This is a genomic window from Pseudarthrobacter sp. NPDC058119 (genome assembly GCF_042884655.1).
In the GTDB taxonomy this organism is placed as follows: domain Bacteria; phylum Actinomycetota; class Actinomycetes; order Actinomycetales; family Micrococcaceae; genus Arthrobacter.
In genome coordinates, this window is sequence record NZ_JBHVTN010000005.1 from 59,998 (window position 1) to 75,358 (window position 15,361).

Sequence of the window (15,361 nt, forward strand, 5' to 3'; positions counted from 1 at the left end):
AATTACCAGGAAGACCATTGTGACTCGACGACGAGGAATGTCCCTTGCGGGGCAATACCTGCTGCTGCAGTTGCTCATAGTCCTGGCCGTGCTGGTGGGCGTGGTGGCCATCTCCCTGGCGCAGTCCGCGGCGGCGTTCGAACGGATCGAGGGCCGGCGGGCCCTGTCAGCTGCCGAAGCCCTGGGCGGCAACCCGGTGGTGCGTGAGCTCCTGCCGGAGACGGAACCGCGCGGCGGGGCAGTGTTGCCTGCGGTGGCGGAGTCTGTCCGGATCGTTTCCGGCTCATCCCGGGTGGCGCTGGCACGCATCGACCGTACGGTGGTGGCGTCCTCGGACCCCAGCCTGATCGGTGAGCCGCTGGAGCTGGGTGCCAGCAGGGTCATGGAGGGCCGTGCCTGGACGGGAGTGGTGGGCGGGACCCCTGCGCCGTTGTTGTCCGCGCACGTCCCGGTCCTGGACGACACCGGGCGCATGATCGGGATCGCCTCCATCAGCCGCAACTATCCAACGGTGCTCGAACGCCTGGGCGACGCCGTGCCCAACCTCCTGACATACCTGGGCGTGGCGAGCGTCCTGGGCATCGCCGGGTCCTTGTTGCTCTCGCGCCGGGTCAAGCGGCAAACCCTTGGCATGGAGCCCAGCGAGATCACCAGCCTGGTGGAAAACCGCGAGGCCATGCTGCACGGCCTCAAGGAAGGCGTCGTGGCGTTGGACCTGCACGAGCGGATCACGGTGGCCAACCACAGCGCGCGAGCCCTGCTGGGACTCCCGCCCGACTGCGTGGGCAAGCGGGTGGCGGCGCTCGCCGTCGAACCCGCCCTCAAGGAAGTCCTCACCCGGGAGCAGCCCGGACCCGACCAGTTGGTGCTGGTGGGGGACCGGCTGGTGGTGATGAACCGGGTACCATTCCAGTCCCGCGGCCGGGTGATCGGCTCGGTGACAACCCTTCGCGACCGGACCGAGCTCTCGGAACTGGAGCATGAGCTCGGCACCACCCGCACCGCCACGGACACCCTCCGGGCTCAGGCGCACGAGTTCGCCAACCAGCTCCACGTCATCTCCGGCCTGATCCAGATCGGCGAGTACGATTCCGTGGTCCAGTTCGTCAACGGTGCCACCGTGGACCGGACCCGGCTCAACGACGAAGTGTCGGCCCGCATCAAGGATCCTGCGCTCGCTGCCCTGCTGATCGCGAAGTCGAGCCTCGCCGCCGAACGGGGCGCGGCCCTGCAGCTGGACCCGGACTCCGTGCTGGACAGCGTGGATGAGGGGTTGTCCCGGGACCTCACCACCGTGGTGGGAAACCTGGTGGACAACGCGTTCGACGCCGTCACCGGACTTCCGCAGGCAGCCGTCAGGGTGCTGGTGGAGGGCAAGGGGGCGGGGGACGTTGTGGTGACGGTGCGGGACAACGGTCCCGGCGTCCCCGGGGGTGCCACCGACCGGATCTTCCGCCAGGGCTTCACCACCAAGGACCCCGGCCCCGCTGGCAGCCGCGGCTTCGGCTTGGCGTTGTCGCGGGCAGTGTGCCGCCGCAGCGGCGGGAACTTGACGGTGGCGAACAATAATGGTGCAGTCTTTACCGCCGTGCTGAAACGAGGGAGTACCCGGCCGTGATCAAGGTTTTGATCGTCGATGACGATTTCATGGTGGCCAAGGTGCATGCCGGCTTCATCCAGCGCACCCCCGGCTTCACCGTGGTGGGGGCCGCCCATACCGGGGCGCAGGCCGTCGCGGAAACCGGGCGGCTCCAGCCGGACCTGGTGCTGCTGGACATCCACCTGCCGGACATCAACGGCCTGGACCTGATGCAACGCCTGCGCGCTGTCGCCCCGGAGCTGGACGTACTGGTCATCAGTGCCGCGCGCGAGGTCGAGACCGTCCGCAAGGCCCTGCGCGGCGGCATTGTCCATTACCTGATCAAACCCTTTTCCCAGACGGACCTGCAGGAGCGGCTGGAGCACTACCGGAATGCGTACCAGGGGCTGGATGCATCCAAGGACGTCGCCGAACAGTCGGACGTGAACCGGGTGTTCGGGCTGGACCGCGCCGAACGGCCGTTGCCCAAAGGCTGCAGCATCGAGACGCTGAAGCTGGTGGAGGCAGCGTTGAACGCCGCCACCGGAGACGTGTCGGCAGCGGAAGTGGCTGAGGAACTTGGAACCTCCCGCGTCAGCGCCCGCCGCTACCTTGAGTACCTGCACGACGAAGGGACGCTGGACGTGCGGCTCAAGTACGGGGTGGGGCGGCCCGAACGGCGGTACGTGCTGAAACCCTGAAACGGCCCGCGGGCGCGTCTCAGGGAACCAGCCCTCAGCGCAGCAGCGTGTCAATCAGCCGGGCAGCGGTTTTGGCGGTCCGGCCGTCAATGTCGAAAGCCGGATTCAGCTCCGCCACGTCGACGTGCAGCAGTTTCCCGCTCCGGGCCACCTGCCGGCAGACGGCCGCAATGACGGTCAGCGGCACACCATAGGCTGCGGGCGCGCTGACGCCGGGTGCCACCGCCGCGGGCAGCACGTCAAGGTCGATGGTCAGGTACAGCACGTCGATGTCTGCCAGGAACTCCGCCACGAAGTCCCTGGTCCGGTCCGCGTCGCAGTCTTCGTCCAGCAGGTAGCGGACCCCCAGTTTGTCCGCGGTGTCGAACAGGACCCGGGTGTTGTTCGGCTCGGAAATGCCGGCGACGGCGTAGCGGAATTCCCGTCCGGCGTCCGCTTCCGCCCGGGCCATCTGCAGGAAGGGCGTGCCGGAGCTGGCCACCGGCTCGTCCCGGAGGTCGAAGTGGGCGTCAAGGTTCAGGACGCCGAGGCGCTGCCCGGACCGTACAGCTAATGATGCGCTGACGCCGAGGTAGCTGGCATAGGCGGTTTCGTGGCCGCCGCCCAGCACCACGGTTTGGTGGCCGGTATCCAGCAGTTCCGCCAGCACCTGGCCAAGCCGTTCCTGGCCGGCCTCCAGGTCTTCCCCGGACACCACCACATCGCCCGCGTCGGCCACGGAGCGGTCCAGGTGGAAGGCCAGCGGACCCAGTGCTTTCCGCAGCGCTGCCGGCGCCGCCGCCGCGCCGGTCCTGCCTTTGTTGCGGCGCACCCCCTCGTCGCTGGAAAACCCCAGGAGGGCCGCCGGCTGCCCGCTGGACGGATGCGGCATCCCGTCTGCCGGTGCCTCCTTCGCCGCTCCCGGGCCCGGCGTTGGGGCTGAATTCACCGCCTGCCACCAGCGGCGGTGGCCGGGCCCATCGCCGTCGAACCTTCCGTTCCAGGGCTGGGGCGGGACATCAACGGCGGGAAGCTGGAGGGACATGCTCCAAGCTCACCGCATGCCGGGCGCGAAAACCAGCACGCCCGCCGTCGTCCTGTCCGGAATCCAAGAATCCGGAAGGCGCCTGGCGTTCGTGGGGAACGTCCCGCCGGTGGGTATGGGGGATAGGGTGAGACCGGGCCGAACCGCAGGCACAGGGAATGGCTGCGGGCCGGCGTCGAAACAATTCCAGGCTGGAGAGCCCATGTTTGAAGCCCCCGACATCCTTTTTGCCGCCGCCGGCCTGGCCGTCTTTATCGCGGCGGTCCTGCCCAAGCTTCTGCGCGACATTCCGCTGTCCATGCCCATGGTCTTCCTGGGCGCCGGGATGGCAGCCTTCGCAGTGATCCCCTCGCTGCCAAGTCCCAACCCGCTAGAGCACAGCGACTTCGTCATGCACCTTGCCGAAGTGTGCGTGATCATCTCGCTGATGGGCGCCGGGCTTGCCCTGGACCGCCCCGTGGGACGCCGGCGGTGGTCCACCACGTGGCGCCTCCTCGGTATTGCCATGCCGTTGTGCATCGTGGGGCTGACCGTGCTGGGGATGTGGCTCCTGGGCCTGGGGCTCGGTGCGGCGCTGCTGGTGGCCGCAAGCCTGGCCCCCACGGACCCCGTCCTGGCCTCGGAGGTGCAGGTGGGCGAACCTGCCGACGAGGACGACCACACCGACAAGGAGGACGAGGTCCGGTTCGGCCTGACCTCGGAGGCCGGGCTCAATGACGGGCTGGCGTTTCCGTTCGTCTACCTTGCCATTGCCATCAGCGTTGCCGGAGCGGACCCCGCAGCCTGGTTCGGCGAATGGTTCGGACTGGACGTGGTGTGGCGGCTGGCTGTCGGGCTCGTGGTGGGGTTCCTCACCGGAAAGCTGCTCGCCAGGCTGTTCTTCTCAGCCCGTGCCGACAGCCTCCGGCTCTCCAACCACTCGGAGGGGTTTGTGGCCCTCGCGGCGACGTTCCTGGCGTACGGGCTGACGCAAATGGTGGAGGGCTACGGATTCATTGCGGTGTTTGTGTGCGCCGTGACCATCCGCGCCGCAGAACGCACCCACGGCTACCACCGGGTGCTGCACTCCTATGTGGAACAGCTGGAGCGGCTCCTCACGGTGGTGATCCTGGTCCTGCTCGGCGGGGCCATCGCCCGCGGGCTGCTGGCCGGGATCGGCCTGCCGGAACTGCTGGTGGCACTTGCCTTCCTGCTGGTGGTTCGGCCGCTGGCAGGCTGGCTGGGCCTGCTGGGAGGCAAGACCGGTCCGCGGGAACGCGTGGCACTGTCATTCTTCGGCATCCGCGGAATCGGGTCCCTGTACTACCTCGCCTTTGCGTTGGGCGAAGGCCACTTTACCGACCAGGCGCGCTGGCTTTGGTCCTTTGTTGGGCTGGTGGTGGCCTTGTCCATCGTGATCCATGGAGCCACCACGTCCCCCCTGATGAACCGGCTGGACCGGCTGCGGCAGCGGAAGGCGCTGGCTGTCTCCGGCGATGAGGGGCTCGCCCCCAACACCCCGGTGTAGGTGCCCGGCCCGGAAAGCCCCGGGCAAGCAAAAGGGCTGGTGCGGCGGACGCCGCACCAGCCCTTTGCCGGAGATGGTTACTTCATTCCCAGGGCCGCCTCGATGGGGCCGATGGCGAAGAACAGCGCGAACGCTGCGGCCACGGCCCACATCAGCGGGTGGATGTCCTTGATCCTGCCCTGGACGGTGCGGATCAGGACGTAGGCGATGAAGCCTGCGCCCAGGCCGTTGGCGATGGAGTAGGTGAAGGGCATCAATGTGAAGGTGAGGAACGCCGGGATGGCGATGCCCCAGTCCTGCCAGTCGATCTTGCCCACCTGGGAGACCATCATGAAGCCCACCACCACCAGCGCGGGCGCCACGGCCTCGAACGGAACCAGGTTGATCAGCGGCGTGAAGAACATGGCCACCAGGAACAGCAGGCCGGTGACGATGGACGCCACGCCCGTGCGGGCGCCTTCGCCGATTCCGGCGCCGGCTTCAACATAGATCTGGTTGGAGGAGACGGAGGCGCCGCCGCCGATGATGGCGCCGAGGGCGTCCACCTGGAGCACGCGGTCGACGTCGGGAATGTTGCCGTTCTCGTCCACCGTGCCGGCTTCGTTGGCCAGGCCCACCATGGTGCCCATGGCGTCGAAGAAGATGCTGAGCAGGATGACGAAGGCCAGCAGGGTGGCGGCCACGAAGCCCAGGTGCTCGAAGGCGCCGAACGGGTTGGCCTTGCCGATCAGCGACAGGTCCGGGGCGGCCCAGCCGGAGAATGCCGGGGCCACCAGGGACCAGCCCTGCGGGTTGAAGTTCTTGCCGTCGAAGCTCGGGCCGATGTGCAGGGTCATCTCGAGGATGACGGAGAGCACGGTGGAGGTGATGATGCCGATCAGGATGGCGCCCTTGACCTTGCGCACCACCAGGGCGATGGTCAGGATCAGGCCGAACACGAAGACGGCGGTCGGCCAGCCCAGGAGCTTGCCTTCGAAGCCCAGGCCAACCGGCACGGTGGTTCCCGCGACGTCCGGGATGCGCCGCACGAAGCCGGCGTTGACCAGGCCGATCAAGGCGATGAACAGCCCGATGCCCACCACGATGGCTGTCTTGAGTCCGTCCGGAACGGCCTTGAACACAGCGGTGCGGAATCCGGTCAGGACCAGGATCAGCATGGTGACACCGGACAGGACCACCAGGCCCATCATGTCCGGCCAGGTCAGTCCGGGGTTGGTGGCGACGGTGACGGCTACGAAGGCGTTGACGCCCAGGCCTGTGGCCAGGGCGAAGGGATGCCGTCCCCAGGCCCCCATGAGGATGGTGAGGACGCCGGCCACCAGGGCGGTGACGGCGGCGACGGCGGTGAAGCCCAAGGTCGTAGCGTTTGAGTCCGCGCCGGACAGGATGAGGGGGTTCAGCACTACGATGTAGCTCATGGCGAAGAACGTGGCGAACCCGCCGCGGATCTCGCGGGACAGGTTGGAACCGCGCTCGGTGACCCTGAAATACCGGTCCAGGGCAGAGCCTTGCTTAAGCATTAGTCCTCCGGGGGAGTGTGTGGGGATACCTGCATCCTAATGGTGCGGCCAGGGACAGGCCGCCAAATTCGCCTAGTCTGTAAGGAAGCCAACACGAGGAGCAGCCCTACCATGCGCCAAGTCCACCGCCAGTTGCTGAGCCTGGTGCTCGGTGTGTTTGTCCTCGCAGCCGCTGCACTGGGCCTGGCGGCCCCGGCTTCCGCCCATGATGCCGCTGAGTCCACCAGTCCGGCGCAGGGGGCGGCACTGGCTGCCCCGCCCGCCGAGGTTTCGGTGACGTTCGGTAGCAAGCCGCTGGGCATCGGATCGTCCTTCTCCGTCAAGGACGCCGGCGGAACCGAATGGGCTGACGGCTCCGTGCAGATCGTGGACAACGTGGCCATCCAAAAGCTCCGGCCGGGCGGCCCGGCGGGAACGTACACGGTGGCGTGGCGCGTGGTCAGCTCGGACTCACACCCCATCGAGGGTACCTTCACCTTTTCTGCGGCGTCCGGCGCCGCAGCGTCAGGGACGCCCACAGGGGGAAGTTCGACGGCGGCCGGCGCGGTCCCGGGCATGGGCACCGCGCAGCCGGGGACCACGGAAGAGCCGTCGGAGCCTGCGGGCGCGGGCGAGCCGTTCCAGTGGAGCATCGTGATTTTTGCGGTGGTCGCCGTTGGCCTGCTGGTAGCGCTCGGCGTCATGGCCAGGCGCAGGCTCACCGGGGACGGGGAAGACGGGGAGTAGTCCCGCCCGCCCGGGGCGGTGGGATCCTGCCGGGCGCCCATTCGGCGGAACCTCAGCAGGTGAGTAGCGCAAAGCCGCCCGCGGCCGGGAAGGTGCTGCCGGAGATCCGGCCGCCGGACGCCTGTCCGTTGTCCGGGTTGACCTTGGCGGAGATGGCCTGGCCCACGGTCTTGGCCTGGCGCAGCACTTCCTTCGGTGATGGCGTGATGAGTTCGCCCACGCCCACCAGGTAGATGCCGATGGCCCGCATGGCGGCAGCCACGTTCCGGCCTACGGCAATGCCGAAATCGTTGAGCATGCGCCGCAACTGGCTGTGGGCGCAGCGGGTGAGCACAATATGGTCCGCCACCAGGACGCCCGTGGGGGTGTGTACCTGCCACTGGGGCGCCGCCTGGTCCGGCGTTTCGAGCATGGTCAGCTGGACCGCCCGCGTGGTGTTCCGGACATCCACGCTGTGGCTGGCAGCGTAGTTGCGGAGGTGGCGCAGGATCTCGTTGCGTTCCCGCAGGGTGTCGCTGTCCGCGGCGTCGCACCGTTGCAGTGAAGCAGTGTTTGCCGGCTGTGCCTGGCCGAGGATATCGAGGCCGTCCACCACGATGGAGTCCACCCCATGGCGGCGCAGTTCAGCGGCCACCGCCAGTCCGGACAGGCCAGTGCCAATGACGACAGTGGTGGTCTGTTCGGTCCCGGAATTTCCAGGCATGCTTGACACTACAGTTTCCCTCCTTTGGAGCTTCGGCAGGTGCCGGCATCCTCGCCGGCCCGCGTTCCGATACCCCCCAGTACGGCCGCAGCGCATGGCCCGGGACCGTCCTGGCAGGAAGATGCAGTTGGCGTCCCGGACCAACAATGTCCTGAAGACTACAGAACAAACGCGGCCGTGGATAGACCAATGGAGAAAACATTTTCTGCCTGTGGAGGCGCTTTCCGGAAACGCCCCGAAAGCCTGTGGATAACTTCGCCCCCATGCCCCTGAACAGGCTTGCTAAGCGGTAGGGGACGGAGAATAGTGGGGAGCAGGAGCGGTCCTGTTCCTGCCGGCGCCGTTGGTGCGCCAGGTGCGCAGGAAGCGGCCCGTTTTCTGGCAGAATAGCCGCAACATCAGGCGTATCGCGAGGAGGCGGCCCCCATGGGCTCACGAGAGTTGCATCCGGACCCGGCCCGGGACGGCGGCGGTACACCTTCCGCCCCGCGGGGCATCGTGGTCGGCGTGGACGGTTCGGACCATGGCCAGTGCGCCTTGGTGTGGGCCGCGCGCGAAGCCGAGCGTCGCCGCCGTCCCCTCCATATCGTCACCGCCTACTCGGTGCCGATCTTCGCCGCGTCCGGCCTGGATGGCGGATACGCCACCGTGGACGACTCCGTTATCCGCGAAGGCGCCGAGGCCATCCTCCGGCAGGCCCTGGAAAAGGTTGCCGCGTACGACGTCGATGTCACTTCTTCGGTGGAAAACGGCGACGCCGCCGGAGTCCTGCTGGAGATCTCCGAAACCGCTGAGCTCCTGGTGGTGGGAACCCGCGGCCGCGGTGGCTTCGTGGGGCGGCTCCTTGGTTCGGTCAGCAGTGCCCTGCCCGCCCACGCGAAGTGCCCCACCGTGACGGTTCCCTTGTTCTGCTCGGACCGGCTGGGGGAGCCAACGGAGGACCGCCGCGTCAAGGCTGAACAGGCCAAATCCGGCCACCGGCCGGTGGAGAACGTGGTGGTGGTCGGCGTGGATGGCTCCGAGCAGGCCCGCGTCGCTGTCCTCGAAGCAGCCGACCAGGCAGAGCGGCTGGGGGCCTCCCTCCGCGTGGTCTGTGCCGTTCCCCAGTACAGCGGCTCGCTGGCCTGGGTTCCCGCGCCCATGGACCGCAAGGCCCTGTTCGACGATATCCGCGTCACCCTGGAAGCCGGCATGGCGTGGCTCCGCAGCCACTACCCCAGGCTCCAGGCAGAGTACGAATTGAAGGACGGCTCGCCGGTGGACGTACTCGTCGAGGAAAGCCGGCACGTTGAGCTGGTGGTGGTGGGTACCCGCGGCCACGGCGGCTTCACCGGGATGCTGCTGGGCTCAACGTCGGATGGCGTGCTCCACCATGCAAAGGGCCCTGTCATGGCTGTCCCGGACAGGGAGGACCCCCGACTGGCGGACCGTGCACGGTTCGGCCCCATACTGGGCGACGCCGCGTAGAGAGCCTTTCCGGCGAGCCGGCGGAGGACCGCGGACATGACGCAGCGCACCCCAACCGATGACGGATCCGGCGGGTTGGTGCTGGACCTCGCCCAGCTCAACGCCGGAATGCTGGCGCTGGTGGGCGGCAAGGCTGCGAACCTTGGGGAGCTGTTGTCGGCCGGGCTGCCGGTTCCGGGAGGGTTTTGCCTCACCACCGCCGCGTACCGGCAGGCTACGGGCGCCCCCGATGACGTGCTGCCCGCGCTGGCTGCGGTCCACGCCGGGCTGGGGGATGAAGCGGCGGCCCGCGGGGGGCCACCCGACGTGGCAGGACTCGCTGGAACGGCCCGGGCCGCAATCCTTGCGGCTCCCATTCCCGCTGGCGTTGCCCTCGCTGTGGAGCAGGCCTACACGGCCCTGGGCACCGAGGTCCCCGTGGCAGTTCGGTCTTCGGCCACAGCGGAAGACCTTCCTTTTGCGAGTTTCGCCGGCCAGCAGGACACCTACCTGAACGTGGTGGGCGCCGCCGCGGTGCTGGATGCGGTCCGGCGGTGCTGGGCATCGCTGTGGACCGACCGCGCAACCGCGTACCGGGCAACCCTTGGAATCGACCCGGCAGCCGTGTCGCTCGCGGTAGTGGTCCAGCGGATGGTGGACGCGGAGGCGGCGGGCGTGATGTTCACGGCGAATCCCGTCACCGGCAGCCGCCGGCAGGTGGTGATCGATGCCAGCCCGGGCCTGGGCGAGGCCGTGGTCTCCGGCGCGGTCAATCCGGACCACTTCGTGGTGGACGCACTGACCGGGAGGATGCTGGAAAGCACGCCCGGCGACAAGACCGTTGAGATACGGGCCGCCGCCGGCGGCGGAACCGAGCTTCGCGAGGTGCCCGGCCGCGAAGGTGCCGCCTGCCTGACCGACCGGCAGGTGGCGGGCCTGGTGGGGCTCGGCTTGCGGGCCGGGGAACATTTTGGTGCCCCGCAGGACACGGAATGGGCCATCGACGGCACTGGCGCCCTGTGGCTCACCCAGTCGCGTCCCATCACCACCCTCTATCCGGTCCCCAGGAGCAACGGTGCCGCCGGCCGGGTGCCTCCGGGTTCCACCGGCGGAGGCACCAGGGCGTACCTTTGCTTCAGCCTCGCGCAGGGACTCACCCGCCCGCTTACGCCGATGGGCCTCGCGGCCATCCGGCTCATCGCCTCATCGGTGGCCACCACTGCCGGTTTCCCCGTTCCCGACCCCCGGGGAGGACCGTCCCCGTACGCTGAGGCGGGGCAGCGGATCTACATCGACTTCACCACGCCCATCCGCAGCAGCGTGGGCCGCCGCCTCGTCCCCCGCGTCTTCGACATCATGGAAGCCCGGACGGCAACGGTCATGCGGCAACTGTTCGCGGACCCCGCCTTTTCGGTGACCACCAGGACGCCCTTCGGGCTGCTCCGGCACGTTGTGCCCGTGGCGGTCCGTGCGGAGGTCCCCGCCAACTTCCTCCGTGCGATGATCCGGCCCGGCGCGGCCTTCCGGCGGCTGGACCGCTTCATCCGGGAATTTGATGCCTCCCTTGCCCTGGGCGACGGCGCCACCGCACTGGCACGCCTGGAGCACGCAGAGTCACTCGTGGGGTCACGCCTGTTCCCGATCGTTCCGGCGATCCTTCCCCTACCCGCCCTTGGCTTCGCGATGCTGGGTGTTGCCGGAAAGCTGCTGGGCGGGGATTCCTGGGACGAGCTGCAGCCGGTGATCCGCGGCCTGCCCAACAACGTCACTACGGAAATGGACCTGGAGCTGTGGCACCTGGCGCAGGCAATCCAGGAGGATGCCGATTCACGCACTGCCCTGCTCGACGGTGATTCCGCTGCCCTGGCTGCCGCCTTCCAGGCCGGCCGGCTGCCGGCGCGCCTGGACGCCGGCCTGACGAGGTTCCTGGACAGGTACGGACACCGGGCCGTGGGCGAGATCGACGTCGGACTCCCGCGGTGGTCGGAGGAGCCGGAACACATCCTGGGGATCCTTGCCAACTACCTGCGGCTGGAGAACCCGGCCTTCGCACCTGACGCCCAGTTCAGCAAGGCGGCCGAGGACGCGGAAGCGCAGGTGGCCCGGCTTGTGGCCAGGGCCTCCGCCCGCGGCAGGATCCGGGGACGGCTGGTGCAGGCCGCGCTCCGCAGGGCACGGCTGTTCGCCGGCCTGCGCGAGCTGCCAAAATACCAGCTGGTGGTGGCCCTCGGGGAAGTCCGCCGGCAACTGCTTGTGGTGGGCGGCCAGCTGGCGCGCGCGGGAACGCTGGAACGGCCCGACGACGTGTTCTTCCTGGACTTCGCCGAGGCCCGGCAGGCACTTACCGGAACGGCCGGGAACAACGGGGCTGCCTTCCGTGACCTGCGGACCCTCGTAGCGGCACGGCGCCAAGACTATGCCGTGGAGCTCAGGCGCCGGCACATCCCCCGGGTGCTGCTCTCGGACGGCACCGAACCTGAAGCGGTGCGTACCGCCGTCGGAACCACCGGGAACGGAACCCTGCCTAATGGAACCCCGCCTAATGGAAACCTGCCCAACGGAGCCCTGGCCGGCAGCCCGGCCTCGGCAGGGACGGTGACCGCTGCGGCACGGGTCATCCTGGACCCGGTCGGGGCGCGCCTGGAACCCGGCGAGATCCTGGTTGCCCCGTCCACGGACCCAGGCTGGACACCGCTGTTCCTGACGGCAGGAGGACTGGTGATGGAGATGGGCGGGGCCAACTCCCACGGCGCCGTCGTGGCCAGGGAATACGGTATTCCCGCGGTGGTCGGAGTGCCGGATGCCACCGGCCTGATCAGCACGGGCCAAAGAATAACGGTCGACGGCGGCGCGGGAACCATCGTGCCGGAACGCACCGGTTCCCCCCGGAACGGATCCGTTCCCAGCGACACGGACCCCCCTGCGCGGGCGTAGTCTTGGTGTATGGGCTCCCACAGGCTGGATTCCAGCGGACAGTCTCGACATACCCCGGTGCAACGAAGCAGCGCCAAGGGCCGCAAGGCGTGGCTGCGGTGGCTTCCCGCGGTCGCGGCTCCGGTGGCCATCGCCTCCGCAGCCCTGGTCGGGTCGCTTCCGGCCGGCGCCAGCAACCCGCTTCCCGCCAAGACGCCCGCCCAGGTCCTGGAGCTGGCGGCCAGCCACCAGGTGCACACGTTCTCCGGCACGGTGGAACAGTCAGCTGACTTGGGGCTGCCGGAACTCCCGGCCGCCGGGAAGCCATCCGGGCCGGCGTCCGGTCCTATGTCCGCCGGCAGCGTGGCTTCGGTGATTGAACTCCTGACGGGCAAGCATACCGCGCGCATCTACGTGGACGGCAAGGACAACGCCCGTGTCCAGATGATGGACCAACTGGCCGAACGGGACGTGGTGCGCCACGGAAGCGACGTCTGGTTCTACTCCTCAACGGACAATTCGGCAGCCCATCTGGCGTTGCCCCAGCAGGCCCAGGACCCTGCCGATACAACCGCCCCCGGGCTGCCGAACCACCCGCACGGCACGCCCGGCATGCACACTCCTGCTGAACTGGCCCAGCAGTTCCTGTCAAAGATGGACCCGAGTACTGCAGTTTCCGTAGGCCCCGATGTATCCGTTGCTGGGCGTGCTGCCTACAACCTGCTGCTCGAGCCCCGTACGGACGGAACGCTGGTGGGCAAGGTGGCCATCGCCGTCGACGGTGAGAGCGGGATGCCCTTGTCCGTCCAGGTGACCGCGCGCGGCGCGGACAAACCTGCCTTCGCCTCCGGGTTCACCAGCCTCTCCCTGGATGCGCCGGACCCGTCAGTCTTCAGCTTCAGCCCGCCCCCGGGCAGCACGGTGCAGGAACTCCCGGTCCCGGACAAGCCGCATGACCCCGCCACGTCGCATGATCCCGCCGATGCCCATGGTCCCGCTGCCATGCACGGCGACGCGAAGGGGAAGGCTTCCGTCACCGGCACCGGCTGGGAGACGGTAGTGGGCACGGCGGCCGGATCCGCCGCTGCCGCCGAACCGCTGCTCCAGGACCCGTTGCTGTCCCAGGCCGCCATCGCCGTACCCGGCGGCCGGCTGCTTTCCACGGCGCTGCTAAACATCTTGGTGACCGACGACGGCCGGATCTTCGCTGGCATGGTGCCGCCTGAGGGGCTGCAGGCCGCAGCAGCAGCGCGGTAGGCATTGGACGGACGGGGGAGTGCCGGCCGGGCCGGAGCAGCCCAGGCTGACTCGGAGTTGGCGATTGAGACCCAGGGCCTCAGCAAGCACTTTGGCCAGCAGGCCGCCGTCGACCAAGTAAACCTGGCCGTCCCGCACGGGACGGTCTTCGGATTTCTCGGACCCAACGGGTCCGGAAAGACCACCACCATCCGCATGCTGCTGGGACTGGCTGCCGCGTCCGCAGGCACCGTGACACTGCTGGGCCAGGAGATGCCGGGAAAACTCCAGGAGGTGTTGCCGCGCGTCGGCGCCCTGGTGGAAGGCCCTGCGTTCTACCCGTTCCTGTCCGGCGCTGCCAACCTCCACCGGCTCGACTCCGCCAGCCCGCACACCGTGCCTGCCACCCGCAGGGCCCGCGTGCAGGAGGCCCTGGAGCGTGTAGGCCTGGAACACGCCGCAGGGAAGCGCGTGCACGCGTACTCCCTGGGAATGAAGCAGCGGCTGGGCATCGCCAACGCACTGCTCTCGCCCCGGGACCTCCTGGTCCTGGACGAGCCCACCAACGGCCTGGATCCGCAGGGCACCCGCGAAGTGCGCAACCTGGTGCGCTCGCTGGCGCACCAGGGCACCACCGTCTTTGTCTCCAGCCACCTGCTGGCCGAGGTGGAGCAGATGTGCACCCACGCTGCGGTCATGAGCGCCGGCAAGCTGGTGGCGCAGGGCCCGCTGGCCGAGCTGCGCCAGGCTGGAAGCACACGCCTCCGGCTGGTAACACCCGACGGCGGTGCGGCGCGGCAGGTCCTGGCTGGGCTCGGGCTGGTACCCGGGCAGGGGGACGCCGAGGCCCAGCCTGAACGTTCGGGCCGTCCAGGCCCGCAGGGGCTGCCGGAACCACGGAGGGCCCAACCGGACGGGGAGACGATCGTCGCGGCGCTGGACGCAACCGGCCAGCCCGCTGTGCTGCCCGAGGACGTCGTGGCGGCCCTGGTGCAGGCTGGGGTCCGCGTCCGGGGCTTCGCCGTCGAACGCGAAAGCCTCGAGGACCGCTTTGTTGCCCTGACGGGGGAAGGATTCGACGTTGCCCAGTAGCGTTCCCGCCGACATTCCGGAAACCGCCAAGGCCGCCCGGCCCGCTCCTACGCCGCGCAGCCAGGGACTGTCCCTGCTGGGGTCGGAACTCAGAGTGCTGTTTGGGCGGCGGCGGACCTGGGCGCTGCTGCTGGCGCTCGCCGCCATCCCGGTTCTCATCGCGGTGGCCGTGAAGGTTTCTTCCGCGGTCCCGCCCGGCCGGGGCCCTGCATTCCTCGACCGGATCACCCAGAACGGCCTGTTTGTGGCATTCACCGCCATGCTGGTCTCCGTCCCGTTGTTCATGCCGCTCGCGGTAGGGGTGGTGGCCGGCGATACGATCGCCGGAGAAGCCAACCTGGGCACCCTCCGGTACCTGCTGGTGGCCCCGGCCGGGCGGGTGCGGCTTCTCCTGGTGAAGTACGCGGGGGCGCTGGCCTTCTGCATCGTGGCTCCGTTGACCGTGGGCCTGGCTGGTGCGGCCATTGGAGCCGCGCTGTTCCCGGTCGGCCCGGTGACATTGCTCTCCGGAGGGGTGGTACAGCCTGGCGAAGCCTTCCTGCGGATAGTGCTGATCGCCGCCTACCTGGCCTTGTCCCTCGCCGGGCTCTCGGCAATCGGGCTGTTCCTGTCCACGCTGACCGTTGTTCCGGTCGGGGCGATGGCTGCCACGGTGGTGGTGTCTGTGGTTTCCGAGGTCCTGGATCAGCTTCCGCAGCTGGAGTGGCTGCACCCGTGGCTCTTTAGCCATTACTGGCTTGGTTTCGCCGACGTGCTGCGCCAGCCACTGGTGTGGGACTCGTTCGGCAGCAACGCCCTGCTCCAGGCCGGCTACGTGGCGGTATTCGGGGTGCTCGCCTATGGCCAGTTCGTCACCAAAGACATTTTGAGCTGACGACGGCGGCGGGAGCCTTCAGAGGCTGCATCCCAAGGTT

12 protein-coding genes are annotated in these 15,361 nt (G+C 68.7%); 9 read left to right on the forward strand and 3 right to left on the reverse strand.

Annotation, left to right across the window (positions count from 1 at the left end; all coding sequences use genetic code 11):
• Window positions 1-37: 37 nt before the first annotated feature.
• Both ACFVTD_RS12025 and ACFVTD_RS12030 read left to right on the forward strand, forming a co-directional pair.
• A complete protein-coding gene (locus ACFVTD_RS12025; protein ID WP_387563587.1) occupies window positions 38-1,618 on the forward strand; it encodes an ATP-binding protein in 1,581 nt (526 codons plus the stop codon).
• On the forward strand, window positions 1,615-2,280 hold the full coding sequence (locus tag ACFVTD_RS12030; protein WP_387562878.1) for a response regulator: 666 nt from the start codon (window positions 1,615-1,617) through the stop codon (window positions 2,278-2,280). Before ACFVTD_RS12025 ends, ACFVTD_RS12030 begins: the two co-directional genes overlap by 4 nt.
• 34 nt (window positions 2,281-2,314) lie before the next feature.
• Here the strand turns inward: ACFVTD_RS12030 and hutG are convergent, their stop codons facing one another.
• The gene (gene hutG, locus ACFVTD_RS12035; RefSeq protein WP_387562881.1) at window positions 2,315-3,304 is read right to left on the reverse strand and encodes a formimidoylglutamase; all 990 of its coding nucleotides are present in this window, start codon (window positions 3,302-3,304) and stop codon (window positions 2,315-2,317) included.
• Window positions 3,305-3,506: 202 nt separating this feature from the next.
• On the opposite strand from hutG, the gene ACFVTD_RS12040 reads away from it, so the two are divergent.
• Entirely contained in the window at window positions 3,507-4,811 is a 1,305-nt protein-coding gene (locus ACFVTD_RS12040) for a cation:proton antiporter (RefSeq protein ID WP_387562884.1), read from the forward strand.
• Between the two features lie 77 nt (window positions 4,812-4,888).
• Here the strand turns inward: ACFVTD_RS12040 and ACFVTD_RS12045 are convergent, their stop codons facing one another.
• Window positions 4,889-6,331 (reverse strand): NCS2 family permease, encoded by a 1,443-nt coding sequence (locus ACFVTD_RS12045; RefSeq protein ID WP_387562887.1) that lies wholly within the window; start codon window positions 6,329-6,331, stop codon window positions 4,889-4,891.
• Between the two features lie 111 nt (window positions 6,332-6,442).
• Here ACFVTD_RS12045 and ACFVTD_RS12050 point away from each other — a divergent pair, with 111 nt between their 5' ends.
• Entirely contained in the window at window positions 6,443-7,057 is a 615-nt protein-coding gene (locus ACFVTD_RS12050) for a copper resistance protein CopC (protein WP_387562890.1), read from the forward strand.
• Window positions 7,058-7,109: 52 nt separating this feature from the next.
• On the opposite strand, the gene ACFVTD_RS12055 is transcribed toward ACFVTD_RS12050, so the two are convergent.
• Window positions 7,110-7,760 carry an NAD(P)-binding protein gene (locus ACFVTD_RS12055; protein ID WP_387562893.1) on the reverse strand — a complete coding sequence of 217 codons (651 nt, stop codon included), beginning with the start codon at window positions 7,758-7,760 and terminating at the stop codon, window positions 7,110-7,112.
• A gap of 426 nt (window positions 7,761-8,186) precedes the next feature.
• Between ACFVTD_RS12055 and ACFVTD_RS12060 the strand changes: the two genes are divergently transcribed.
• Genes ACFVTD_RS12060 through ACFVTD_RS12080 form a run of 5 tightly spaced genes read left to right on the forward strand, consistent with a single transcriptional unit; the run spans window position 8,187 to window position 15,321 of the window.
• Window positions 8,187-9,227 (forward strand): universal stress protein, encoded by a 1,041-nt coding sequence (locus tag ACFVTD_RS12060; RefSeq protein WP_387562896.1) that lies wholly within the window; start codon window positions 8,187-8,189, stop codon window positions 9,225-9,227.
• Between the two features lie 36 nt (window positions 9,228-9,263).
• The gene (locus ACFVTD_RS12065; protein WP_387562899.1) at window positions 9,264-12,140 is read left to right on the forward strand and encodes a PEP/pyruvate-binding domain-containing protein; all 2,877 of its coding nucleotides are present in this window, start codon (window positions 9,264-9,266) and stop codon (window positions 12,138-12,140) included.
• 57 nt (window positions 12,141-12,197) lie between these two features.
• A complete protein-coding gene (locus tag ACFVTD_RS12070; protein ID WP_387562902.1) occupies window positions 12,198-13,376 on the forward strand; it encodes an outer membrane lipoprotein carrier protein LolA in 1,179 nt (392 codons plus the stop codon).
• A gap of 57 nt (window positions 13,377-13,433) precedes the next feature.
• The gene (locus ACFVTD_RS12075; RefSeq protein WP_387562905.1) at window positions 13,434-14,447 is read left to right on the forward strand and encodes an ABC transporter ATP-binding protein; all 1,014 of its coding nucleotides are present in this window, start codon (window positions 13,434-13,436) and stop codon (window positions 14,445-14,447) included.
• Entirely contained in the window at window positions 14,437-15,321 is an 885-nt protein-coding gene (locus ACFVTD_RS12080) for an ABC transporter permease (protein ID WP_387562908.1), read from the forward strand. Before ACFVTD_RS12075 ends, ACFVTD_RS12080 begins: the two co-directional genes overlap by 11 nt.
• Window positions 15,322-15,361: the final 40 nt, after the last annotated feature.

Bases quoted from the DNA above. Each gene is read 5' to 3' on its own strand.
- ACFVTD_RS12025 (WP_387563587.1), top strand. From the start codon at position 38: ATGTCCCTTGCGGGGCAATACCTGCTGCTGCAGTTGCTCATAGTCCTG.
- hutG (WP_387562881.1), bottom strand. From the start codon at position 3,304: ATGTCCCTCCAGCTTCCCGCCGTTGATGTCCCGCCCCAGCCCTGGAAC.
- ACFVTD_RS12040 (WP_387562884.1), top strand. From the start codon at position 3,507: ATGTTTGAAGCCCCCGACATCCTTTTTGCCGCCGCCGGCCTGGCCGTC.
- ACFVTD_RS12045 (WP_387562887.1), bottom strand. From the start codon at position 6,331: ATGCTTAAGCAAGGCTCTGCCCTGGACCGGTATTTCAGGGTCACCGAG.
- ACFVTD_RS12050 (WP_387562890.1), top strand. From the start codon at position 6,443: ATGCGCCAAGTCCACCGCCAGTTGCTGAGCCTGGTGCTCGGTGTGTTT.
- ACFVTD_RS12055 (WP_387562893.1), bottom strand. From the start codon at position 7,760: ATGCCTGGAAATTCCGGGACCGAACAGACCACCACTGTCGTCATTGGC.
- ACFVTD_RS12060 (WP_387562896.1), top strand. From the start codon at position 8,187: ATGGGCTCACGAGAGTTGCATCCGGACCCGGCCCGGGACGGCGGCGGT.
- ACFVTD_RS12065 (WP_387562899.1), top strand. From the start codon at position 9,264: ATGACGCAGCGCACCCCAACCGATGACGGATCCGGCGGGTTGGTGCTG.